This window comes from Methylomonas sp. TEB (assembly GCF_047777895.1).
In the GTDB taxonomy this organism is placed as follows: domain Bacteria; phylum Pseudomonadota; class Gammaproteobacteria; order Methylococcales; family Methylomonadaceae; genus Methylomonas.
In genome coordinates this window covers 1,447,049-1,470,569 of record NZ_CP180476.1, presented here as the reverse complement: position 1 = coordinate 1,470,569, position 23,521 = coordinate 1,447,049, and the positions used below count along the sequence as shown (strand labels likewise).

Genomic DNA, 23,521 nt, shown 5'->3' with positions numbered 1-23,521 from the left:
GGTTTATCCCGTCAATTTGTCGAAGAAGTTTTTCACGCCATCCATCCAGCCATGCTCTTGCGGGCTGTGATGTTTGCCGCCGCCGGACAAGGATTCGCCCAACTTCTCGATCATGGCTTTTTGATCTTTGGTTAGATGCACCGGGGTTTCCAGTTGCACCTTGCACAACAGATCACCGACCGCGCCGCCCCTGACCGGTTTCACACCTTTGCCGCGCAAACGGAACATGCGTCCGGTTTGGGTTTCCGGCGGAATCTTCAACATGACCTTGCCGTCCAGCGTAGGTACTTCCAGTTCACCACCCAAACAAGCCATGGGGAAACTGATCGGCACTTCGCAGTAAAGATTTGCACCGTCGCGGGTGAAGATCGGATGATCCTTGACCTGCACTTGTACGTATAAATCCCCGGCTGGTCCGCCGTTCGCACCGGCTTCGCCTTCGCCGGCCAAACGAATCCGGTCACCGGTATCGACACCCGCAGGCACTTTGACGTTGAGCGTCTTGGTTTCCTGCACGCGGCCTTGACCGTAGCACTTCGGACAAGGATCTTTGATCTGCTTGCCGGTGCCGCGGCAAGTCGGACAGGTTTGTTGCACCGAGAAAAAGCCTTGTTGCATCCTGACTTGGCCGTGACCATGACAGGTGTTACAGGTGACCGGGCTGCTACCTTTTTTGGCGCCGCTGCCGTTACACTCGGTGCAAGCCACCAGCACCGGTACCTTGACTGTCGCTTCGGTTCCACCGACGGCCTCTTCGAGCGTCAGTTCCAGGTTGTAACGCAAATCGGCGCCGCGTTGCACGCTGCTGCGCTGCTGCCGACCGCCACCGAAAATATCGCCGAACACATCACCGAAAATATCGCTAAAATTCTCCGCCCCGCTAAAGCCGCCGCGACCGCCGCCCATCGACGAATCGACACCGGCGTGGCCAAATTGATCGTAGGCCGCGCGCTTTTTGGGGTCGGATAAAATCTCGTATGCTTCCTTGACCAGCTTGAATTTCTTCTCCGCCTCTTCCGGATTATCCTTGTTTCTGTCGGGATGAAATTTCATCGCCATCTTGCGATAGCTCTTCTTGATTTCGGCTTCGCTCGCGTTGCGATCCAGTTCCAGCAGTTTGTAAAAGTCTTCTTTTGCGGCCATTTTAATTAGTGAGTTTTTATTACTTTTTATTGAACATTATTCAATCAGTTAAAACGTTCAGAGATATTTTCCAACAATCGTTTACCATGAATCACAGCGACGACGGTAATTTGCATTTCATCAATCTTATAAACCAGCCGATAGCTGTATACAAACCGTTCTCTGATATTTTTATCGCCAACTTCAGGCACAATTCTGCCTGTTTCCACTGCCTCTGGAATTCGCTTTGCAGTACCCAACACCTTACGGACAACCGAACGGGCGTAAAACAAGGAATCTCTGATTATATAGTCTCTAATAGAATTTAAATCTTCGATAGCTTCCGGAGACCAGCTTAATCTTCGAGCCATTTTTCAAACTGCTTTTCGACATCGTCATGAGGGATAACGCCTTCGGTTTCTGCCCTAGTTATTCCCTGCTGGATTTTAGCGATGACATACAAATGGTATTGAATATCTTCATAACTGCTTTCTTCGGGCAGCCTATTCAATAATTCTTTGACTTCCGTAACAGCAGTTTGCATATCTACCTCGCAAAAACAAAAAAGTACGCGGTGCGTATCCTACGTCACTAAGAATATTAATACACCGATTCATCCAAGCTCGTGTAAATGCGTTCTCACCGAATCGATTTATACCAACCAATATGGAATCAACGTAGCTCCGATTAGCGATAGCGTAATCGGAGGAATGTATATTCGAAACCTGCGTCCGATTACGCTTCGCTAATCGGACCTACGCGGGCTTAATACGGCGCAATGCCCGTTGGTTATTGCGCCCTACCGGACTGGCATTTGCCGTGAACATGAACGGGTTCGTGTTCATTGGCTAAAACATCACAATTAAACCGAAATATTCGTAGAGTTTTGGCATTGCCGGTTCTTGCCTGTATTTCTGCCGAATTCGGTTTATTCAATGTAGGATGGGCTGACACCAGGAAGCCCATCGTTTGCAAAAGGTACGCAGTGCGTACCCTACATGACTAACCAGCGGTTATAAGTAGGTATTGATTTAAAGGAATGAGGGATAATACCAGCATAGCATACACCTTCGCCTCACCCCTCTCCTTCACGGAGAGGGGAACGGGTATAGTCTTTACTTCTTATCGTCCTTAACCTCTTCAAATTCTGCATCGACCACATTGTGATCATGCTCTGCGGCAGCTTCCGCCGCGCCGGCAGCATGTCCTGCCTCAGCAACGCCTTCCGCACCTTTCTGTGCGTAAACACGTTCCGCCAATTTACCGGACAATTCGGTCAAAGCGTGGGTTTTCGCTTCAATCGCGTCTTTATCGTCGGATTTGAGCACCGCTTGCAGGTCTTTGATCGCCGATTCGATGGCCGATTTTTCGTCGCTAGCCACTTGGTCGCCCAGTTCTTTCAGCGACTTTTCAGTGGCGTGGATCATGCCTTCCGCCGAGTTACGCGCGGAAACCAGTTCTTTTAATTTCCGGTCTTCGTCCGCGTGTGCTTCGGCGTCCTTAATCATGCGTTCGACTTCGTCGTCCGACAAACCGCTGGAGGCTTTAATCACGATGGATTGTTTTTTGCCGGTAGCTTTGTCTTTCGCCGATACGTTCAAGATACCGTTGGCGTCGATGTCGAACGACACTTCGATTTGTGGAATCCCACGAGGTGCAGGTGGAATGTCCTGCAAATCAAAACGACCCAAGGATTTGTTACCGGCAGCCACTTCCCGTTCGCCTTGCAATACATGCACGGTCACCGCGGTTTGATTGTCATCCGCAGTCGAGAAGGTTTGCGAGGCGTTGGTTGGGATCGTGGTGTTTTTCTCGATCAATTTGGTCATCACGCCGCCCAGGGTTTCGATACCCAAGGACAGCGGAGTGACGTCCAACAATAATACGTCTTTAACGTCGCCGCCCAATACACCGGCTTGAATCGCCGCACCCAAAGCTACCGCTTCATCAGGGTTAACGTCTTTACGCGGCTCTTTGCCGAACAGTTCTTTGACGAAGGCTTGCACTTTCGGCATGCGGGTTTGACCGCCCACCAGAATTACGTCGTTGATTTTAGAAGTCGAAATACCGGCGTCTTTAATCGCTTGCAAGCAAGGGCCTTTGGTTCTTTCGATCAACTCGTCAACCAGCGACTCCAGTTTGGCGCGGGTCAGTTTGACGTTCAAATGTTTCGGACCGGATGCGTCGGCGGTGATGTACGGCAGATTGATGTCGGTTTGCTCAGCTGAGGACAATTCAATTTTGGCTTTTTCTGCCGCTTCTTTCAGACGTTGCAAGGCCAATGGATCGTTGTGCAGATCGATGCCACTGTCGCGTTTAAATTCGCCGGCCAAAAAGTCGATGATGCGCAAGTCAAAGTCTTCACCACCCAGGAAAGTATCGCCGTTGGTGGCCAATACTTCGAATTGGTGCTCTCCTTCAATTTCAGCGATTTCGATGATGGAAATATCGAAGGTACCGCCACCCAAGTCATAGACCGCGATGGTGGTGTCGCCTTTGGGTTTGTCCATACCAAACGCCAACGCCGCCGCGGTCGGCTCGTTGATGATGCGTTTGACGTCCAGACCGGCGATACGGCCGGCGTCTTTGGTGGCTTGACGTTGTGAGTCGTTAAAGTAAGCCGGTACGGTGATAACGGCTTCGGTGACTTCTTCACCCAGGAACGCTTCAGCGTCTTTTTTCAGTTTCATCAACACACGTGATGATACTTCGGGCGGCGCCATTTTTTTACCGTGGCATTCCACCCAAGCGTCGCCATTGTTGGCTTCCATAATTTTGTAAGGCACCATTTTGATGTCTTTTTGTACCGCGTCTTCTTTAAAACGGCGGCCGATCAAGCGTTTGATCGCGAACAAAGTGTTTTCAGGGTTGGTCACCGCCTGCCGTTTGGCGGACTGGCCGACCAATACTTCGTTGTCGCCGGTAAAAGCGATGATGGAAGGCGTGGTGCGCGCGCCTTCGCTGTTTTCGATAACCCGCGCGGTGCCGTTTTCCAGGACTGCGACGCAGGAGTTGGTGGTTCCTAAATCGATGCCGATCATTTTGCCCATTGATATTCTCCAGACTTGAATTGGTAATAAATTAAAAAGTTGTTAGCGATATGCGGTTGATCGTCTTAATTTCAAGCCTGCTCATCGATTTTTGCGCTATCGGCAGGTTTGTCCTCGGCTTTCGCCACCACCACCATGGCAGGGCGCAATAAACGGCCGTTCAACACATAGCCTTTTTGGAAGACATTTAACACGGTATTGGGTTGGGCGGTGGCACTTGGCTGCATGACCATCGCCTGGTGCAATTCCGGATTGAATACTTGACCGATGGGGTCAACGGTTTCGATATTAAATTTGGCAAATACCGACTCGAATTGCTTGATGGTCAATTCACTGCCTTCGCGTAGCTTCACTATCTCCGGGCTATCGCCGGTTGCCGCTTGCAGGCCTAATTCCAAACTATCCAGAACACTCAGCAATTCTTTCGCAAATTTGGCCAGACCGTATTTGCGTTCGTCGTCCAAGTCTTTTTGCACGCGCTTTTTTAAATTTTCCATCTCGGCCATCGTGCGGATGGCTTTATCCAGGTTGGCAGCAACCTGTTGCTGAGCTTGCTCCAATTGTTCCTGCAAGGCTTCCACAGTGACTGGGGCGGCGCCAGATGCTTCGGTTGGCTGTTCGTCGGCGTCGATTGGCTTGGTCTGTTCCAAAACTTCGGCGATCAAATCGCTATCCGATTGGGGTTCGTGGCTCGATTGCTGATGACTCATTACTTACTCCATGGTTCTAAATTTTTTAGTTGGCCTAACGATAGGGCCATTTATTTGGGATTCAAGGCCGCGCCCAATAATTTTGCCGTCACATCCACGAACGGAATCACTTTTTCATACGCCATTCGGGTGGGGCCGATCACGCCCAACACCCCCACCACTTCGTCATTCACCGAATAAGGCGCCGTCACCAGGCTGCAATGATCGAATGCGCTATAGCCGGACTCTTCACCGATAAAAATCTGCACGCCTTCGGCCTGTAGACACTGATCCAATAAATGAATGACGCCGCGCTTTTGGCTGAAGGCTTCGAAAAGTTGCTTAAGACGCTCCATGTCCGACAACTCGGAAAAACCCATTAGATTGGTTTCGCCGCTCAACACATAGTCGTCGTTGGGTTGTTCGCTGAAGGTCAGCTGCGCCATGTTCACCGCGTCCATCATGCCTTGATTGACCTGCCGCTGATCGAGCTCCATCTCCCGCACCACCAAATCGCGAATTTTCGCCAAGCTGCGGCCGGAATAAACCGAATTCAAATAGTTGGCAGCCTGTTGTAATTCCGCAGGACTGAATTGCTTGTGGGTATGAATGATTTTATTGTGCACTTCCTGGTCGTCGGTGACGAAAATCACCAACACCCGAGTATTGGACATAGGCAGAAATTCGATGTGCCGCAAGGTGACGCTTTCTCTGCGCGGCAAAGTCACCACGCCGGCCATCCGCGTTACGTCCGACAATAATTTGGAAGCCTTGTTCAACACGTCACTGGCTTTATCCGCCTCCCCTTTCAGGCCATGTTGCAGTTGGTCCAATTCGCTGGATGCCAAAGGCTTGACGGTTAACAAACTGTCGACAAATAAACGATAGCCGCTCACGGTCGGGACTCGGCCGGCGGATGTGTGCGGGGAATGGATCAAACCCATCTCTTCCAGATCCGCCATCACATTGCGAATACTGGCGGGGCTCAGCTTTAACTGTGGATCTTTAGACAACAAACGCGAACCAACAGGCTGACCGTCCTGAATATAACGCTCAACCAAGGTTTTTAATAAATACAGCGATCTTTCGTTTAAATCTTGTCCGCCAGCCACGTCATCCCCCAAATTCCGTTAGCACTCGATATTGGTGAGTGCCAGACAGCAAAGCTATCAGTTGGGTCCGACCTTGTCAACGGCTTGAACAGGTTATGAATAAACTAAGCGCTGCCAGCACAATCAAGGGCTGGGATTGAATATCCGAAGCCCCGTGTCGTGGAGAACGGATCAATGGGCAGTTTGTTCCGGAATTACGATTTTTAGATGTATCTTCGATATTGCCCAACAACCGGCAATAAAAAAACCCTGCAAGTCTTACGACTTGGCAGGGTTCTGATTCGATCTAGCGTTTGCTTATCTGGACTGTATGGCAGGAACGCAAACGGCCAATAAACCGCAACCGTCAGTGGTCTCAAGCCCCCATTTGGGAGAAAGACAACACATAGTAGCTATAGTAGGCAACGACAAAAAACAACAATACATTCAAAAACTTTTCTACTCTACTGTACTGTTCTTGTTGATATTTTTTACCATTTTTTATTCTCATTTTGTCCTCCTGTCGCATGAGTCATCCAAAAATTCAAAACCGGTTAATTGATTGGCGGTAGCTGATTAACGGCTCATGCTGTTGCCGAGCCAGGCGCCGGCGGCGGCACCGATGCCGGCTCCCAACGGATCGCCTCTACTCATCTCGTAACCCGCCGCACTGCCTAACGCGCCACCTACCAAGCCCTGAGTGGAGCGTTGGTCGTATCGGTCGTAGCGCGGCGCGGGCGGCGGTGCCGGGACGTACTGCGTAACCCTCCCCGGTACATACACCCGCTCGACCTCGACGTACCGGTCATGGTGGTGATGTTTGTGATGACCTCGCCCATGCCCGTCAGCGATGGCTATTGGCGAAACCAACAAACTCATTACAACGACACTTGCCACTCTAAACATAAATCCCCTTGATCGAGAATAATTTATCTATGACTTGATTCTAGAGAGCAATGTTTAAGTCTTGATTAGGAAAAGATTAAGAACAGATGAAGACAGCAAAGCCGGCGCTTACATTGCCAATTTTTGTGAACTGTGCACGCTAAGCGAGGACTATAAACTACCAATAGCCATTACTCCGGATACTCGCAAACCGAATATCCGGAGCAGATTGCGCCGGAGGCGACAGTCACGCACATTAAAAGCTGTAAGACACTTCCCCGTAAACGGTGCGGCCGGCTTGTTGGTAAAAAGAGGAATATTCCCGATCCAACAGATTATTCACCGAAAACGACAGATCGATATTTTTCGTCGCTTGATAAGCAATACGGGTATCGACCAGAAAATAAGGGTCGTAACTCCCTGGGACGCCGGCCCTTTGATCCAGATTTTGGTCGTTCGTATACTGCTGGCTGACATAGCGCCCAATAATGCCACCGCTCCAATGCTCATATTTGACATCCAAGCCGCCACTGAACATGGTCTCCGGCAACAACACCATCTGTTTGCCAACCGACAGCGGATTCGCCTCGTTCTTGGTAATTATCGAGTCGTTTAAGGTGTAGGTTCCCGTAAAATGCAGCCAGTCCCAATACAATTTCTGCCTTAATTTGGCCTCCACGCCTTCAACCTCCGCTTCACCCGCATTTTGCCGCTCCTGAAGCCGATTGGTTGCGCTTAATGTCGTATCTTTACGGTAAATCAAATCAGAAATGTAATGGTGAAAATACGAGGCGGCAATCGTTGTACCCTCAATCGGTGTTGCCTCTCCGCCTACTTCCCATGAATACATGGTTTCCGGTTTCAGATTCGGCCCGGCTTGCGTCAAGGTAAAAACACTGCCGCTAGCCGTTTGCGATGTCGAATACAAATCCGAGTTGGTGGGTGGACGGAATGCCCAACCGGTTGAAGCAAACAACTTGTAGCCATCCGCCGGCAACCAGGTCAAACTGAATTTGGGATTAAATTGCGACACGGAACGTTCGCTGTATGTTTGCGTCAGGTTAGTGGTGGTACCCGTGGAAGTGACAGTAGCCTTTTGTACGATGGAACCGGAAGTTGACCAGTCGTCATAACGAACGCCAAGATGAGCAATCAAGTTTTTACGCAACCAAATTTCGTCCTGAATAAAGGCGGAGTAAATACTCGACTCGCCCTTGCCATCGTAAACAGTATTCGTCACTGAGGACCAATCTTGCCAATTACTCAAGGCCAAACGTTTTTGGCCTTCCAAATTGTTGTGGTTTGCGCCAAAACCGACCGTGACAAAGTTACGTTGATCCCACAAAAACGGGAAGCGCAATGCCACATTACCGTCGATCCGTTGGCTAGGCGTGACGGTTAACTGGCCTCTGCCACCGCTTAAGGTATCGTCGAACGCCGCACTGTTTGGGCTAGGCGAATAAGTCTCGTGATCCATGTATTGAAAATCGACATTCAATTTCACGTCATGCCCAAAATCATGTTTCAGGTGCGCAAAATATCGCCGCGTATCTTCCACGGAAGGCAGGAAATGTAATAACTGCTGTTCGTAGACGGAAAGACGTTGGCCATTCAAATTCAAGTTGTTGCTTTGCGCCAGGCCGGCCACGCTGGCGACTGAATTGACAGTGGGGTTTCCGGTAGCGATTGCAATTGGCGAGCCTCCGGCAGTGGTCAAATAACTGTTAAACGTCCCTGCGCTAGTTTCGCTGCGGCTCCAGCTCATACCGCCATCAATCTCGGTGCTATCAGTCAAATCGTAATAGAGATGCAAGGATGCGGTGTTCTGCTCCCAAGGGCGTTCCCCTTTGTCTCCTATGATGTAGGTCGAGCCACCTTGGGTGGTTGCGGTCGGAATGGCACCGAATACCGGTGTCGAGGCGTTTCTTAACGCGGTAGCCGTGTTCGCTCTGACTACCGCATTCGGTATCGCTGTAGCCGGTGGCGTAAAGCTGGCTGGCGAAGCCGTCACGTAATCCGACACCGCCCAGTTATCGCTATCCATGTGGTTGAAGGTCAGAGAAATCCCCACGCCGTTTTCGAAACGATCCCGGTAACGGCCTTTGATGCCCCATTGATCAACAGCCGCGCCACCGGCGCCAAATGACAGACGTCCTTCGCGTTTAGTGGGGACTTTGGAGATCACATTGAGTACACCGCCCATCGCGCCACTACCGTACAGCGCTGAAAAGGGTCCAGGGACATATTCCACTTGCTGAGCGTCGTCCATATTCAGGATATTCCAATCAACCAGCCCTGAATTGGCATTGTTTACCGGCAGCCCATCCACTAAAAATAAAGATCGATTCGTACCGCTGATGCCATGGAATGCAGACGAGCTAACACTGGAGCCTGGGAAGCTGGTGCCATAAGCACTACCACGCAAATACACCCCCGGCACATCCTTCAAGGCGTCACCGATACGTTGGGTCAGGCGGTTTTCGGTATTTTCGGTGGTGATGACACTGACATTGGCCGGCGCCATCGATGCACTGATTTCCGAGCGGGTGGCGGTCACCACCATCGTACCCAGCGACTCATCGTTGCTGGCCGAATTGTCGGTCTTAGCGGTTTCGGCTGGCCCCACGGCGCTTTGATCGCTATCTTCTGCCAGGATTTGATTGCTGTAAGCCAAATTGGTCAGGGCCAACAGCGTTATTACGTGTAAACGAGACAAAGTTGATTCCTCCGGTAATGCAATTTTAAAAAACGGCGCTTCATGGTCATGTTAGATTTATTTTTAATTCTTCTTACATCAAGAGCAGACCCCTACTTGAATTTCCCCCTGAGGCGCCACGCTATTATTCATATCGGGCCTATGTGAGCCCATAAACTCCCCGCAGCCATCATCCCCACGAAAGCGGGAATGATGGCTTTCGAATTTCCTGGGTTACCGCCCTCGCTGTAACAAGGACGCCAGGGTTTTTCCAGCCAAGCGCTAGGCTTTGTCCTTCCGCTGTTCCCAACTGCCGTGCCAATAACCGGCGACAAACAACAGCAAGATCGCAAAACTCAACCACCAGCTCTGCGCCGAACTCAAGGTTTGTTGCTGTTCAGTGCTTTCGCTGGCGGCTTTTTTCTCTTCCATCTCATAGCCTTCCAGAGGCTTGGCGGCATCCGGCGCGGCTTGTGCTTGAGCCTGCGGTTGCTGAGCGGCTGGCGGCTGTTGAGATTGAGTGGGCTGCGGTGGCGTTTGAGCCGCTGCGGGTGCCGGTGGTTGGGCTTGCGCACCCGGCGCGGCTGCCTTGGCGGCTTTGGCCGCATCCTGTTGCTCAGCCAGTTTGGTGATTTCCGGGCTGCTGCAAGTGTCCTTGTTGCAAGCCACGCCGGCTTTCGCAATGACTTCCTTGTTAACTTGTTCCAGCTTGGCTTTCACCGCTGGATCGGCTTTCCAATAGCCTTTGTTTACCGCCACCAGCATCCGATCCACCATAGCTTGGTAAGCCAGCAGGTTGTCGGCTTGCTCGAATTTTTTCTGGATGTCGAGCTGGTATTTGTCCTCAACGTAAGTTTCGTACATCGCCTGCCACTTCTCGGCGCCGACCGCCTCCGGCACCGTCACCTGCCAGCCCCACAGGTTTTCGGCCACCATATTGATAAAGCGTGCGCCGGCGTAACCTTCTTTCAGCATGGATTCGATCCATTTCGGGTTCAGGTAGCGGCTTTGCATTTCCCGGCCCTGATAGCGCTCCAGACTCATGGTTTTGGCGGCGGTCGGGTCGGCCAAGTCGGCGACCAAGACTTCCGGGGTTTTGCCGTTAACCTGTCTTGCCGCCATGGCGGTGCCGCCGAGATACTGGAAGAAGTCGTCGCCGTCCAGCGTGGCGTAGACGTTGCTGGAGCGGCTATGAATCACCGCGTCGGTGTCTTTCAAAGACAATTTGAACAAGTCCACCGCCAGTGTCGCGTCCTTGCTGGCCGCTTCGCCCCAATGGCCGCGACCATAAACATGGTGCATGCGGTTGAAGAACACGTCGGCCAGTTGTTTTTCGTCGGTCCAGGTGTTGGACAGCGGAATCGCCCGGTCCAGATTGGTGCCGTAGGCGCCAGACGGCACGCTGAACAAGCGCGCCGAAGCCATGTCTAGCGCTTCCTCGGCTTTCAAGCCGCGTTTCATCAGCTCGGCCTGGGTTTCCTGGATATGCCGGCGCAACGGATTGTCCGGCTCGTCCTGTTCCTGCGCCTTGGTTTCGGCCTGGTCCAGCAGTTTGATGACCGACGCGAACAAATCCCGGTACAAGCCGGATGGGATGATGGTGACGTCAACCCGAGGCCGGCCCAGTTTGTCGCGGGCAATGACGTCCACGCCCTGGGTGCGGCCGCGTTCGTCCCAATGCGGTTTGACGCCGAGCAGATGCAGGATTTCGGCTTCCATCACGCCTTCATGGCGCGAGCTTTCGACGCCCCACAGATTGAACACCAAGCGTTCCGGGTAGTGGCCGTGCTGCTTTTTGAAATCAGCGACCACTTGCTCGGCCAGCCGCGCACCTTCGTTGTACACCGCTTCGCTGGGAATCCGCGACGGATCGAAACCGTATAAATCCTTGCCGGTCGGCAAGGCGTCCGGGTTACGCAACGGATCGCCGCCGCTGCCGGCCGGGATGTAGCGGCCGGCCAGCGCATCGATCAGCGCGTTCATTTCGGCGTTGGCGCTATCGGCAATCAGTTTGGCCGTGGCCTGGACTTTTTGCTTTAAAGCCTCGCCTTTTAGCTTGGGATCGCGGGCAACGATGGCTTCGGCGAAACGCTGTCTGGCCGCGTCGTCCGGCGCCTTACCAAAGGTATGCAAACCCATCGGCACCTTTTTCTCGCGAATTTCCTTTAAATAATGTTCCAGTTCCTCCAGTTGTTCCTCGTCTTCGGCCCGTTCCATTTTCAGGTCTTTCAACAGTCCAGCCTTGCCGGCGATCTGGTTGATCTCGTCCAGACGAATCTTCGCCAGTTGCTCGCTTTTTTGGGCGGCGACGTTGTAGTCGTCCAGCAAACCGGCCAGTTTGGCCAGTTCCGGGTTCAAATCGGCCTTGTCCAGCGGCGGCGTCATGTGCGAAATGATGGTCGCCATAGCCCGGCGCTTGGCCTGCAAGGCTTCGCCGACGTCGTCCATGATGTAGGGATAAATCTGCGGCACGTCGGCCATCAAAATTTCGCCGGGATCGGCGGCGGTGAAACCGACTTCCTTGCCGGACAGCCATTCGTGGGTGGCATGGGTACCCAGATGGATCATCGCGTCGGCGCGGTAGCCTTTTTGCAGCCACAGATAAAACGCCACGTATTGATGATGCGGCGGCATGGTCACATCGTGGTACAGCTTTTTCACGTCTTGTTCCCAACCGCGCGACGGTTGCGGCGCCAACAGCAGATTGCCGTATTGCAGCGCCGGCAGGATCAAGAAGCGCTGACCCTTGCTGTCGGTCCAGGCGCCGATTTTGCTGTCTTCCGGTTTGCCCCAAGACTTGAGCATGGCGGCTTTAAAGGTTTCCGGCAACGTGGCGAACCATTTTTGGTAATCTTCGATCGGCAACAACACCGCACGGCCACTGGCAGCGGCTTCGGCAATCGCCCCCGGCTCCCAGTTACCCAGGTTGATACCGTGATTTTTCACGGCGGCTTTCAAGGCATCGCCATCTTGCGGCGCGTTGCCCAATTGATAACCTTCCTGACGCATGCGCTGCATGATGTTCAACAGCGATTCCGGGAGCACGTTTAAATACGAGGCGCCGATGTTTTCCTTGCCGGGCGGGTAGTTGTAATACAGCAGCGCGACCTTTTTGTCGGCGTTGGCGGTATGCCGCAACTTCGCCCATTTATCCAGGCGGTCGGCATAGCGGGCGATGCGTTCGGGGATCGGCGTTTCGCGGACGAAATCCTGGCCGGTGGCTTTATCGTGCACGCTTTCTTTGCTGGCGACCACGGTCGGGGCGATTTCGCCGGCAAATTCCGGCAAGGCTACTTGCCAGGCCCGTTCCATTACATCCAGGCCGGTTGCGGACTCGGTCCATTGCGTCTGGCTTTGGCTGTTCAATGCAATGCCATTTAGCACTGGCACGCCCAAGCGGGTCAAGGTCGGCACGGTCTTCTCCGGGCTGGCCCCGATTTTCAAGGCCAGCGCAGCGATGGCTTCGACGCGGGATTTGCCGTTGCCGTCGACCAGCATTTTTTCAAGGGTTTTGTCGTAGGGATAGCCAAATATCGGCAGCACGTTGTAGCCCTTGGCTTCCAGTTGTTCGGCCAGCGTTTTTACGGTATCGGTTTGCCCGGACAGCGCCGAGGAACGGTAAAACAAAATCGCGATCCATGGCTGACCGGCTTTGAAACCGGCGTACGCTTTTTGGTAGCTGTCGAAATCGGCGAACAATTGCTTGCTGCGCACGTCGAAAGCGCCGATCTCCGGTTGGGCTTGCGGCGGCGCAATGTCGGCCTGGACATTTTTGAGTTTGGCGACAGCCAAACGAATCATGTTGGCAGCATTGTCGGCGCCACCCGCCGACATGTAGGCTTGCAGGTCTTTATCCAGTTGCAAGCCGTAATCGGCGAAATCGGCGTCATAACTCAAACCCACCGCGTACAGCTTGCCCCCATGCGCGGCGATCTGTTTAAACACCTCGCCGCCCTCGCGCAAAATACCGCGGCCGGTGATTTGCGCCAGCACCAGATTGGATTGTTGCAATTCGGCCTGATCGGCTTGCGCCAATTTGGAGCTGGAATACACCCGCAACTTGACGCCTTGCAACAGCGGATCATTTTGCAGTTTAGCGGTGGCGGCGACAGCGGTTTGTGAGTCCAGATCGCCGAGAATCAGGCTAAGGTTGAGCGGCGTTTCGGCGAAAGCGCTGCTTGCGGCCAGCCATAGCAGCAGAGCCGGCAGCCAAAGCCAGCATTTATTCCGGTACATAAACCACCTTACCGTCGTTCAAGCGGTACGCAGTACCTAATCGTTCGCCGGAACCGCTAAGTTTGCGGTCGGTGACTTTGGACACTTTGATTTGCGAGCCTTTCTTGCTGACGATTTCCATGGTGCCGTCGGCGTTTTCCTTGGTCATCGTCACGGTGGATTCCGGATTCATCAAATCCAGCATGTTGTAGGCCATGAATAAGGCCACCATCATGCTGACGATGAACACCACGCTGGCGTCGAACAGATTGGCGACGCCGGCAATCGGATCTTCCAGCGGCTCGCTGTTACGATGCAGACTAGAGCGTCTCAGATAGCGCATGGCCGTCCTCCTCGATTGTCAAATCCGGCGCGTCCAGAGTCCGGCTGGCGGCCAGCTCGGCTTGATGGCGCATAGCCGCGAAATCGGCGCGCAGCCATTGCTCGCGCACCAAAGCCACCAGATAGGTGATCACGCCGCAGCCCAAACCGGTGACGGTAGCGGTAAACGCGGTGACCATGCTGCCGGCCATGCTGGGAATGTTGCCTTGCGCCAATGCGGCCAGCGAAATGCCCATCGGAATCAAGGTGCCCATCAAGCCCAGCGCCGGGCCAAGTTTGATCACGAAACGCACCTGATCCAACTTGATTAATTGCCGATGCTCATGGGTTTGCAGCAATAATTCCAGCTCGACATCCAGCGGCGCGGCGTTAGCGCGTTGCTGGCGACCCAGCGCGACGGCCAGATCGAGATTGAACAGGCGCACGGTGCGTGAACCGGCTTTGCGCCGCTCCAACCATTCCTGGGCCAGCCGGCCGCAGGTATAGACCGAATAAGCGGCCAACAACGTGACAATCAGCAATACCGGCAGGTAAAGCGATGATGAGATCATGTATAGAATTTGTTCTAGCGCGTGGGTAAGTGCCACTGTTCCTCTCCTGGTTAATGCTTTTTTATAGTTATGTAGTTATGTGTTTATTGAAATTTTATCGGGACCGCTTCGCTCTCTCCGGTTCAAGCGATTTATGACGCAGATCGACATAGTTACCGCCCACCCATTGCCAAAAGGTGGCGGCTGCTTCCGGGCTGGTGCTCAACAATTTAACCGCAATGGCACCATTGCTGCTGATGTCGGTGATTTGCGCGTCGATATCAATCGTGGCTTGGTTGTTCACAACCCGTCTGTCAGTATCGAAACGAAAACTAACCGGCTCGCCAACTTTGAATAGCAAATCGTTCTTCAAGCCACCCAAAAATTTCAGCCTATATTCCGCTACCGATTGATAAGGCAGAACGAACTCGGCATGCCATCGAAACGGCGGGCACTGGATGGGACCGCTACCTTTAGGAAAATGCACGGTATAACCGTCATCGACTTTGGCCTTGACCACGCCTTTGGTGTAAATTTCACGGCAGTTGGTTAAAACCGCGTCGCCCGGTTCAAAGTGATATTTGCCTGCGGCGAATGCTGGCGACTGGATCAGAACCAGCAGCCATCCCAGATAAAAAAACCTTGTCCTTTTCATGTCGTATTCCTTTTCTTATTGGAGAACGGTGCGTTCCAATAACCAAAAAACCCCCATCAAACTGACCGCAATCGAACCGGCTTTCAAAAATTTCTCGGCTGTCTCTATCTTATTGTTCAGCCACCAGATCATCGGCAACACGATGGCAGCCACGGCGATTTGCCCGGTTTCTATGCCCAAATTGAACGACAATAAAGGCAACAAAATCCCGGTATCGCCGGAAGAAATATCCATTTCCTGCAAAACCCCGGCAAACCCAAAACCATGGATCAAACCGAAGCCAAAGGTTAGCCAATGCCGGCCCTTGGGATGGTCGCCGCGGATGATGTTTTCCACACCCACGTAGATAATCGTCGCGGCAATAAACGGCTCGACGAAACTGCTCGGCAGTTCAATCAGATTAAGCCCGGCGCAAGCCAGCGTGATGGAATGGGCGACGGTAAAGAACGTGATGATTTTCAAGGCCGGCCAAAAGCTGTGAGTGACCGCCAACAGCGCGAACAAAAACAGCAAATGATCGTAACCGGTGAGGATGTGCTCGATGCCCAGTTTAAAAAAATCGCCGAACGCCGCAAACGGAGCTTGGGGGGACTCCGCGGCCGCGGCGTTGGCGATTGGTAAACTGATCTGATCGTCGTGTTTGCCCAGCATTTTCTCGCTGAGCCCTTTGCCGTTGGCGTCCCTGACCGTCAAATACTGCTGATGGCCGTCGGGCAGCAAAGCCAAAAACTTCGACTGCACCAGCAAAGTGGTTTGCACAGCTCCCGCATAGTGCAGTTCCACCCGCGCATTATTTTGATCGTCGAAACTGACCTGTCCTGGTTCGCTGGGCAGAGCATCATGGCTATCGATATTCACGCGCAGTTGCTCGGCCAATAGTTTGGCAATAGCCGGCTTGGCCGCTTCGCGCTCGGCTTCGGTCACCTCCGCGTCCAAATCGCTGTCCATCGGCGCAAAAGCTTCGATGTCTTGTAATGCGAAGGTCACCTTGGCATCGAGTTGCGCGGGTTTGATCGTTACATCCAGCGAACTTAGACCGGGTGGATGCGCATAAACCCCAGCGGATTGCAGCGTTAACAACACTGCAATCAAGCTGATAGCAAAGTGGGTTGAAGCAAATTTCATCAGGCTATCCTTAAAAATTGACCGTGATGGTGCCGCGCACCATACGTGGCTCGACCGGATGTTTCATCAAGCCAGCGCCAGAAACACCGTTTGGATAGTTATATTCGTAGTTGTAGGCAATGTCGTTGCTTTGCGAACCGAGAATATTGAAGATGTCGACCTCGAATTTGTATTGCTTTTGCTTATAACCCGCGCCCAAGTTGACGATGTTGGTATCGCCGGCCCAAACCGCGCCGGATTCATCCAGCGGCACGCTGCCGAAGTGGCGAAAACGCAAGGTGCCGAACAGGCCGTTGGGGGCTTCGATCAGGGCGCCGGCACTAATTACCCGGCCCACGGAATTGGGGATGTACTTATTGGTCGCTCCATCCGGGGCTTTGTTGAATTGCGCGGTAGTCAACGCATAGTCGGCATCCAGCGTCAGCCATTCGGTGGGTTTATAGTAGTTGGTAAACTCGATACCGTAGCGTTGCGATTTACCATTCACTTCAGTCGTTCCGGCATCGCCGACGAACACCAGCTCCTCACTGGATTGCAACCACCACAAGGCAAAGGTGCTGTTCAAGCCGGGGATGATATTGGTACGCGCGCCCACTTCGCCGCCGCGCGACCAGGCGGCCGGACGGATGCGCGGACTAACCGCATTGCCATCGGGGTCAAACTCGGTGCCGGTGACCGGATGCACTTGCAGCGTGGTGCCGCGCGCGTCGTTGGAGTGATAGCCGTAACCGATATTCGCGAAGTATTCGGTGTTGTACCAGGGGCCGACTACCAGACTCAATTTCGGGCTGATCATGGCTTTACCACGGCTGCCGGAGTTAGCGGCGTTGGTCTCAGCCGTGCCACTGCCGCTGGCCAGCACTTCGACGTCATTGTTGATGAAATCGCCGCGCAAGCCGGCGATAGTGCGGACTTTATCGTGCCAATGGGTGGTGTTTTTAAAATAGGTGCCCACGGTGGTCACGCCGACATTGCTCTTGCTGACGGTATTGACGATCTGCCGGGCTGTGGTTTCGTATAGACCTAAGTCCATGATCTGGTCATTACGAAATTGCAGGCCAATGCTGTTGTCCATTTCAAAGCCGAACAGCTTGTTATAGCGGGTGTGTTCGAAATGACCGCCAGTTTGCACGCGGCGTTCGGTTTGCAAAATCTGGTCGCCGTCGCCGCCGCGGGTAAAGCCGCTGAAATTGGAGAACAAATTCAAATCGGTGTAGACCGCGTAGATATTCGCGTCGTTTTTCCAGTTGCCGCCCTGGTTCCAGAAGCTGGCCGAGGCGCTATAACGATTGCTCTCGCCGCCGTCGGTAGGATCCATGCTGCCGTACAGACCGATGGCACCGCTATCAATGGCCGCCTGCGGAATCTGGTTGGTGGCGGTCCAGCTATTGGTGTAAGCCTTGCCGTTAATCGCCATGCCCCAATCGCCGCGATCCAGCGTGTAACGCAACTGGCCGTTGAATTTCTTCGAATCTTCCGGCACTTCCCAGACGCCGTTGTAGAGATTGAATTCGCCGGCATACAGCAAATCGCCGTCGCCGAGTTTATGGGAATTGGCCACCAGCGTTCGGTAGTAATCAAACGAACCGGCGGTAAATTTGGCGATGCCTTTATCCAACTTGTCCATACTGAACATTTTGGCGTAACCGGCCGCCGAGAAGTCCCCCACTTCCGCGTAATACGGCCCCTTGCCGTATTCCACTTTTTTCACCAGCTCCGGAATGATGCTATTGATGTCCATGTAACCTTGACCATGGGCGTGGGTAGTCATGTTCATCGGGATGCCGTCGACGTAGGTCGTGAAATCGGTACCGTGGTCCAGGTTAAAGCCCCGCAGGAAGTATTGGTTGGCCTTACCGGAGCCGCTATGCTGGGTAGCAATGGCGCCGGGCACCACTTCGACCAATTCGCCGTTACGCGAGAACGGCCGGTATTCAAATTGCTTCTGGCTGACTTCGCCTTGCGAGGCCGACGGCGCAATACCGATCAGGTTCCTGCCGCGGCCGTCTTCTTCGACTTGCACTGCTTCCAACTCTTCGGACTTCTCGACCTTTTTCGCGGTTTTGGCTTTCTTTGTGCTCTGTTGCGAGGTCTCTTGCGCCGTTTGTTCGACAGATTCCGTGTCGGCATTAGGCGCGGCGTTCAGATCCGCACAGGCCAGACCTAAAATAATTTCCAGGCCGATGACCAGGTGCTTCTTTTTGAAATAGGTATTGCAGGATTTCATCTCAGCTCCGGGAGGTATTTAGTAAAGGCGATGGGTGACGCGAAGCGCCGGCAGGGTGTTGCATAAGGTCTTCCTCGATGTGCGTTATTGTTTTAGTTGTTATTGTTTTGGGGGTATTGCCTGGACCGAAATCGGTCGAATTTTCTAAACCGCGCGCTATGAGCCGTTGAACGCCGACAGTGCGAGAATGAACCGGGAGGAATAAACGTGCCGAGCAAAGCGCTGGCTCGGGGAGCGAAAACTGCTTGCTGGAAACCACAGCCGCTAAAGCGTCCGGCTGTAACTCGTTAAATGATTGGGTATTAAAATCGCCGAGGAGAGTGCTGGCGAAAATCGGTTGAAGACGGGGCGCTTCAACAGTGGAAACCGGGGACTTGCGAAGAGTAAAAGAGGTGCTTACAACAAAGAAATTCGAATAGGCAGGCGGCGATGTGCGACCGACGCCACTGCTGGACAAATGCGTACCCGGCGTATGATTGATGTCTGGAAACAACTGCCTGAAGTGTAAGTTGCCCAGTGCTGCCAGACCATCGAAATCGACGATAGCCTTGAACAGCACCGACAGATTCTGCAAATAAGCGCTCAATGAAGCACTGAGCCCAAGGGTTTGACCGTCCGTAGCGCAAGCCTTTGTCGCCGAATATCCGGCCGGACTACCCAATGCTTGACCGCCCGAAACCGCATCATCCAGCCCCATCGCAGCTACTTGCCGCTCAAAATCAGGCCGCTCGGCCAACGCTCCGGTATTGAATAAGTCCGTCCAGTTGCTCAACGCTGTTGAACTGGTATTCTGATTTAGCGTTGTAATGTTGCCGGTGTCGCTGACCATGGCGTCAGCGGCTCTGGCCATCGCGGCTTGCGAGAATAACAAAGTCAGCAAGCAGGTAACGGTCAACACCACCAATTTAGCCACCAGTATCCCGGCGCCGTGCAGCAACAGCGTCGCCAGCATAAAGCCCAGCGTGTAAGACAACAAACTAGCCGACGTGGATATTTCCTGGCCATGGGCAAAGCCGTGGAAAAACGCGAAAAAGGCGACGATAAAGACGTTGACCTTAGCGCTGAAACGAATCTTGCGGGTAATCAGCACGGCAAACACCGCGCAGGACAATAGGATGATGCCTTCGACGCTGGGAATCGTCAGTCCTGCGGCGCCGGCCAATCCGCCCAAGCTCATCACGCCGACAAAGGCCAACGGCAACATCCAGATCGCTTGACCGCGTAATTGCGCAGCCCAGATCCCCACCGCCAACATGGTCAGCAGGTGATCCCAGCCCCCCAAGGGATGACTGAAGCCATTGTTCCAACCGATATTGTCCAAACCGCCAAAAATATTGAGCAACGGAAATAACAACCCAAACGCCAAAGCCAGGCACGACGCGAGCCATAAACGGCTGCGGGCTGACTTTGTTAGCTTGGTTTGAAACTGAAATTGCATGAGATTTATCTGGGTTTATCGGTCTTAAAGCTCGATCTATGCGCCACGTAGGACAAAACGGAAAACCATCATACGATAGAAGTCACATTTTTTAAAATTATGAAGATTTAATAAAATATCTTATTATCTTCACCAGCAAACTGCTCGTGCCGCCAACTCGGGCCTTCAAGTACGCGGATGAAAGTGGCTGTGAGTATGATCGTGGTGACCATGCTGGTGATGCGACATTGCCATTTTCACCGGCACCAAGTTTAGCGATGCGTGGCGCACACCGGTTTCGGCGGACATTTTGTCTGCCAGCGACCGAATTCGTTGAGTCATGCCGCGCAGAAACAAGGTTTCCATGCAGTCGTCGTGATCGAGATGCACATGCATGGACGACACGACTAGGTCGTGGGCGTCGTGTTGCAGGCTGGTTAGGCGTTCGGCCAAATTGCGTTCGTGATGATTGTAGACATAGGACAGCGTGGCGATGCTGTAGATGGCCTCATCCTTGCTGAGACGCTTGGTTTCGATTTCCTTGCGCAATAAATCGCGTACGGCTTCGGAACGGTTGGAGTAGCCGCGCGCTGCAATCCATTGATCGAATTCGGCGGCCAAATCGTCGTTGAGAGAGATGGTAAAACGTTCCAAAGTCGGCTCCTGTCGTTATTGTTATTGGATCGCCGATTATAACGCAAAGCCCTGATTCGCTGGCGTTTACGCCGATATAGATACCCGCCGCACTGCCGGCGCGATTAAAACAACAAGAGGCATTTTTCATGTCCGCGGGACATTACATACACGACAACTTCAGCAAACTCGTCATTCGCAGCCAAGTCGGTATTGCCTTAACACTGCTGTTGATATTAACGGCTTCCGACTTTTGGTATCCGAGCGACTATAGCCTGAAGGCCGGCGTGCATGGCGTGAGCGCTATCCTCGCTGTCGTGGTCGGCACCTATCTTACCCATCGTGCCATTCCGTTGATAAAAGGCATGCACGTCAGGCTTGAGTCGTTGCGCCATTGGCTGCTGGCCGCCACCCTGCTGAATCTGGCCGGCGCGATTAGCGGCAACTGGATTTATATGCGCTACCGCGGTCAAGACGGCCCGCGCGACTGGATACTGGCTCATGTGCCGACAATTCATAACGTGCTGATGGAATTCAAGGAATTCGTCTCGCTGTTCCCGTTTCCGCTGATGCTATTGGCAACCGCGACACTGTACTACTACGGCCTATCGATCCAAATGCGCCGCGACCTGACCCGCTTCGTCGGCATCACAATCCTGGTGTCATGGAGTTTTCTGATGATCGGCTTCGTGGTTGGCTTGGTACTGGCCAAACTGCGCTTTGTTTGACGGTGACCCGCGTGATACATAATCAAAACCAAACCGATTCCAATAACGAGCCCCTCTATTCCGGGCCGGTGGTAGCGGCCAGCCTGGCCCTATTATTGGCATTTTTGACCTTGATGGTCAGCCACCATATTTCGCGATTGTCGCCCGGCCTGGACAAGTTAGTGCATAGCTTCGGCTACTGGATTCCGGGGTCGCAAGGCAAAGGCCCGGACGGCAGCATAGGCTCGTATACGGGCAAGGAAACCCTGGCTATCGGCGTCTGGTTATTAAGTTGGCTGGCATTTCATTTGCTCTGGCGCAAACAGGATTTGGATCTGACGACTTGGACCCGGGTTTTCGTCATTAGTCTGGCGGCGATAACCTTGGGCTTCTTTCACCCTTTATCTGATCCGCTGGTACTGTTCATCGCCGGCTTCTTCGGTCTGCCCTAAGGAAACTCCATGCGTAAGCTTTTAAATCCATTCATCCCGGTGTTGCTGGCATTGGCCAGCCCAATTAGCCTTGCCGAAGGCGTGCTGTTAAAGTCCGACCCCAAAAATAACGCCGAAGTGACCGGTTTCGACGGCACGGTGAAATTCTGGTTCAGTGGTAACGTCGGCGAGCGTTCACCTTCGGTCGTGGTTGTCAATGCGCAAGGCAAGCGAGTGGACAACGGCGATGCCCGCCTAGTCCTCGGCGAACGCCATAGGCTAACCGCCACCACCCAAACATTGCCGCCTGGCGCTTACGCCACCCGCTACCGGGTGATTACCGAAGACGGGCTAATCGTCAGCGGGGTTTCCAAATTTTCCATCGTCGCCGAATCGGCGCCCGGGGAGGCCAAACCATGATCCGTATCAGCCGACTTTCCGCTGCTTTATTGTTGTTCGCGACCGGCTTGCAACTGGCTATGGCATCGGTGCCGCTGGGTGGCAACCGCAAAGGCGCCAACGGCAGCTACGATCTTTACGGTTGCATGCTGACCAATGACTATTACGTGGTCAATTTTGCCGCCTACCAGATCGATCCTAATCGTGCCAAGGACGACAAATCCGTACCTCAGGCCGAATGCGTCGATCTGCCGCGTGTCGGCAAAACTCAGATTGCGATCGATTTGCTGGATCTGGATGTACGCAAGAAGCCGGTGGCATTGAAAATATTACGCGAAGACGGTCAATCCATCGCCGAATTACCGATGGCCGTGGTTAAGCAAGGCGTATTGACGACGACAGTGGATTTTAAAACGCCGGGTAAATACCAAGCAGTGTTGTTCGTAGAGGACAACGACTTGCATACGCCACCGGAGATCAGCGCGCTACACATGCCTCTGACCGTTGGTTTGCTTGTCGAACCAACGGCCGCTAGCGGCAATAGCCTATGGATTTTGGTGGGGTTGCTGGGCGGATTGATAGCGCTGGCGGCCTACTTCGTGCCGCGCTGGCTAAAGCCCAATCCAGCTCATACACCGCGTTAACCCCGATTTCGTCGCTCCGACCACAACGGGCCTGCCTGCCGTAACCACATGCTACGGGCCGAACGAAAAGATACCGGCGCGCCGCGTATGTCGCGGCCACCGGTAGTCAATAGCCTGCTTTCACTCTGTCTTGCAAAGGAACCCCCTATGACACCGATCCGATTTAAATCGACCATACTGGCCGCTTGCGTATTATCGCTAACCGCCTGTGCCTCCCATCACCACCACGATGAACAGCACGCCGACGCCGGTTTCGTACCAGGCCTGGGTGAAATCATGGCGCAAACCGCCACTCGCCACGCCAAATTATGGTTTGCCGGTCAGGCCGAAAACTGGGCACTGGCGGCCTATGAAATCGACGAACTGCACGAAGGCATGGAAGATGCCGGTAAGTACCACCCCACGCATAAGCAGATCAAACAAGCGATTCCGGAATTGATCGCCCAATATGTCGACCAGCCACTCACAGCGCTGGAACAAGCGATAAACGCCAAAAACAAAGCTGAGTTTATTGCCAATTACGATAAGCTCACCGCTGGTTGCAACGCCTGCCACCAAGCCACCGAATTTGGCTTTAACGTGGTTCAACGCCCCAGTTTCAACCCCTTTGCCAACCAGGCTTTCTAACCAACAGTAAAAGCCAACTTCTGCCGTCGCCGGAGTT

The 23,521-nt window shown here is 53.3% G+C and carries 22 protein-coding genes; 5 read left to right on the top strand and 17 right to left on the bottom strand.

Annotated features, from left to right (window positions below; genetic code table 11):
- Nucleotides 1-3: 3 nt before the first annotated feature.
- The 17 genes from dnaJ to nikR form a co-directional block, all read right to left on the bottom strand.
- A complete protein-coding gene (dnaJ, locus tag ACMXD4_RS06710; RefSeq protein ID WP_101054857.1) occupies nucleotides 4-1,143 on the bottom strand; it encodes a molecular chaperone DnaJ in 1,140 nt (379 codons plus the stop codon).
- A 44-nt stretch (nucleotides 1,144-1,187) separates the two neighbouring features.
- The gene (locus ACMXD4_RS06705) at nucleotides 1,188-1,493 is read right to left on the bottom strand and encodes a type II toxin-antitoxin system RelE/ParE family toxin (protein ID WP_415880239.1); all 306 of its coding nucleotides are present in this window, start codon (nucleotides 1,491-1,493) and stop codon (nucleotides 1,188-1,190) included.
- Nucleotides 1,478-1,666, bottom strand: coding sequence for a hypothetical protein (locus tag ACMXD4_RS06700; RefSeq protein ID WP_415880238.1), 189 nt, complete (start codon nucleotides 1,664-1,666; stop codon nucleotides 1,478-1,480). The genes ACMXD4_RS06705 and ACMXD4_RS06700 overlap by 16 nt, the downstream gene beginning before the upstream one ends.
- Before the next feature lie 571 nt (nucleotides 1,667-2,237).
- Nucleotides 2,238-4,172 (bottom strand): molecular chaperone DnaK, encoded by a 1,935-nt coding sequence (dnaK, locus tag ACMXD4_RS06695; protein ID WP_415880237.1) that lies wholly within the window; start codon nucleotides 4,170-4,172, stop codon nucleotides 2,238-2,240.
- 71 nt (nucleotides 4,173-4,243) lie between these two features.
- Complete coding sequence (grpE, locus tag ACMXD4_RS06690) at nucleotides 4,244-4,882, bottom strand: nucleotide exchange factor GrpE (RefSeq protein ID WP_415880236.1); 639 nt, start codon at nucleotides 4,880-4,882, stop codon at nucleotides 4,244-4,246.
- Nucleotides 4,883-4,932: 50 nt separating this feature from the next.
- Nucleotides 4,933-5,973, bottom strand: a complete 1,041-nt coding sequence (hrcA, locus tag ACMXD4_RS06685) for a heat-inducible transcriptional repressor HrcA (RefSeq protein WP_033155579.1) — start codon at nucleotides 5,971-5,973, stop codon at nucleotides 4,933-4,935.
- A gap of 355 nt (nucleotides 5,974-6,328) precedes the next feature.
- The gene (locus ACMXD4_RS06680) at nucleotides 6,329-6,463 is read right to left on the bottom strand and encodes a hypothetical protein (protein ID WP_275899126.1); all 135 of its coding nucleotides are present in this window, start codon (nucleotides 6,461-6,463) and stop codon (nucleotides 6,329-6,331) included.
- Between the two features lie 65 nt (nucleotides 6,464-6,528).
- Nucleotides 6,529-6,831 (bottom strand): glycine zipper 2TM domain-containing protein, encoded by a 303-nt coding sequence (locus tag ACMXD4_RS06675; protein ID WP_415880235.1) that lies wholly within the window; start codon nucleotides 6,829-6,831, stop codon nucleotides 6,529-6,531.
- A 262-nt stretch (nucleotides 6,832-7,093) separates the two neighbouring features.
- On the bottom strand, nucleotides 7,094-9,553 hold the full coding sequence (locus tag ACMXD4_RS06670) for a TonB-dependent receptor (RefSeq protein WP_415880234.1): 2,460 nt from the start codon (nucleotides 9,551-9,553) through the stop codon (nucleotides 7,094-7,096).
- Nucleotides 9,554-9,814: 261 nt separating this feature from the next.
- On the bottom strand, nucleotides 9,815-13,768 hold the full coding sequence (locus ACMXD4_RS06665; protein ID WP_415880233.1) for a cobaltochelatase subunit CobN: 3,954 nt from the start codon (nucleotides 13,766-13,768) through the stop codon (nucleotides 9,815-9,817).
- Nucleotides 13,755-14,090 (bottom strand): DUF2149 domain-containing protein, encoded by a 336-nt coding sequence (locus ACMXD4_RS06660; protein WP_026147208.1) that lies wholly within the window; start codon nucleotides 14,088-14,090, stop codon nucleotides 13,755-13,757. The genes ACMXD4_RS06665 and ACMXD4_RS06660 overlap by 14 nt, the downstream gene beginning before the upstream one ends.
- Entirely contained in the window at nucleotides 14,068-14,676 is a 609-nt protein-coding gene (locus ACMXD4_RS06655) for a MotA/TolQ/ExbB proton channel family protein (protein ID WP_415880232.1), read from the bottom strand. Before ACMXD4_RS06655 ends, ACMXD4_RS06660 begins: the two co-directional genes overlap by 23 nt.
- Nucleotides 14,677-14,734: 58 nt before the next feature.
- On the bottom strand, nucleotides 14,735-15,274 hold the full coding sequence (locus ACMXD4_RS06650; protein WP_415880231.1) for a hypothetical protein: 540 nt from the start codon (nucleotides 15,272-15,274) through the stop codon (nucleotides 14,735-14,737).
- Between the two features lie 15 nt (nucleotides 15,275-15,289).
- On the bottom strand, nucleotides 15,290-16,399 hold the full coding sequence (locus ACMXD4_RS06645; protein WP_415880230.1) for a HupE/UreJ family protein: 1,110 nt from the start codon (nucleotides 16,397-16,399) through the stop codon (nucleotides 15,290-15,292).
- A gap of 10 nt (nucleotides 16,400-16,409) precedes the next feature.
- Nucleotides 16,410-18,626, bottom strand: a complete 2,217-nt coding sequence (locus ACMXD4_RS06640) for a TonB-dependent receptor (RefSeq protein ID WP_415880229.1) — start codon at nucleotides 18,624-18,626, stop codon at nucleotides 16,410-16,412.
- Between the two features lies 1 nt (nucleotide 18,627).
- Nucleotides 18,628-20,064, bottom strand: coding sequence for a HupE/UreJ family protein (locus tag ACMXD4_RS06635; RefSeq protein WP_415880228.1), 1,437 nt, complete (start codon nucleotides 20,062-20,064; stop codon nucleotides 18,628-18,630).
- 165 nt (nucleotides 20,065-20,229) lie between these two features.
- Nucleotides 20,230-20,697 (bottom strand): nickel-responsive transcriptional regulator NikR, encoded by a 468-nt coding sequence (nikR, locus tag ACMXD4_RS06630; RefSeq protein WP_033155586.1) that lies wholly within the window; start codon nucleotides 20,695-20,697, stop codon nucleotides 20,230-20,232.
- Nucleotides 20,698-20,825: 128 nt separating this feature from the next.
- On the opposite strand from nikR, the gene ACMXD4_RS06625 reads away from it, so the two are divergent.
- From ACMXD4_RS06625 to ACMXD4_RS06605, 5 genes are all read left to right on the top strand, one after another.
- Nucleotides 20,826-21,404 (top strand): hypothetical protein, encoded by a 579-nt coding sequence (locus tag ACMXD4_RS06625; RefSeq protein WP_415880227.1) that lies wholly within the window; start codon nucleotides 20,826-20,828, stop codon nucleotides 21,402-21,404.
- Between the two features lie 11 nt (nucleotides 21,405-21,415).
- Complete coding sequence (locus ACMXD4_RS06620) at nucleotides 21,416-21,835, top strand: hypothetical protein (RefSeq protein WP_033155796.1); 420 nt, start codon at nucleotides 21,416-21,418, stop codon at nucleotides 21,833-21,835.
- Nucleotides 21,836-21,844: 9 nt separating this feature from the next.
- Nucleotides 21,845-22,234: a copper resistance CopC family protein gene (locus tag ACMXD4_RS06615; protein ID WP_415880226.1), complete on the top strand. Its 390-nt coding sequence runs from the start codon at nucleotides 21,845-21,847 to the stop codon at nucleotides 22,232-22,234.
- The gene (locus tag ACMXD4_RS06610; protein ID WP_415880225.1) at nucleotides 22,231-22,857 is read left to right on the top strand and encodes a hypothetical protein; all 627 of its coding nucleotides are present in this window, start codon (nucleotides 22,231-22,233) and stop codon (nucleotides 22,855-22,857) included. Before ACMXD4_RS06615 ends, ACMXD4_RS06610 begins: the two co-directional genes overlap by 4 nt.
- A 147-nt stretch (nucleotides 22,858-23,004) precedes the next feature.
- Nucleotides 23,005-23,484 (top strand): hypothetical protein, encoded by a 480-nt coding sequence (locus tag ACMXD4_RS06605; protein ID WP_415880224.1) that lies wholly within the window; start codon nucleotides 23,005-23,007, stop codon nucleotides 23,482-23,484.
- Nucleotides 23,485-23,521: the final 37 nt, after the last annotated feature.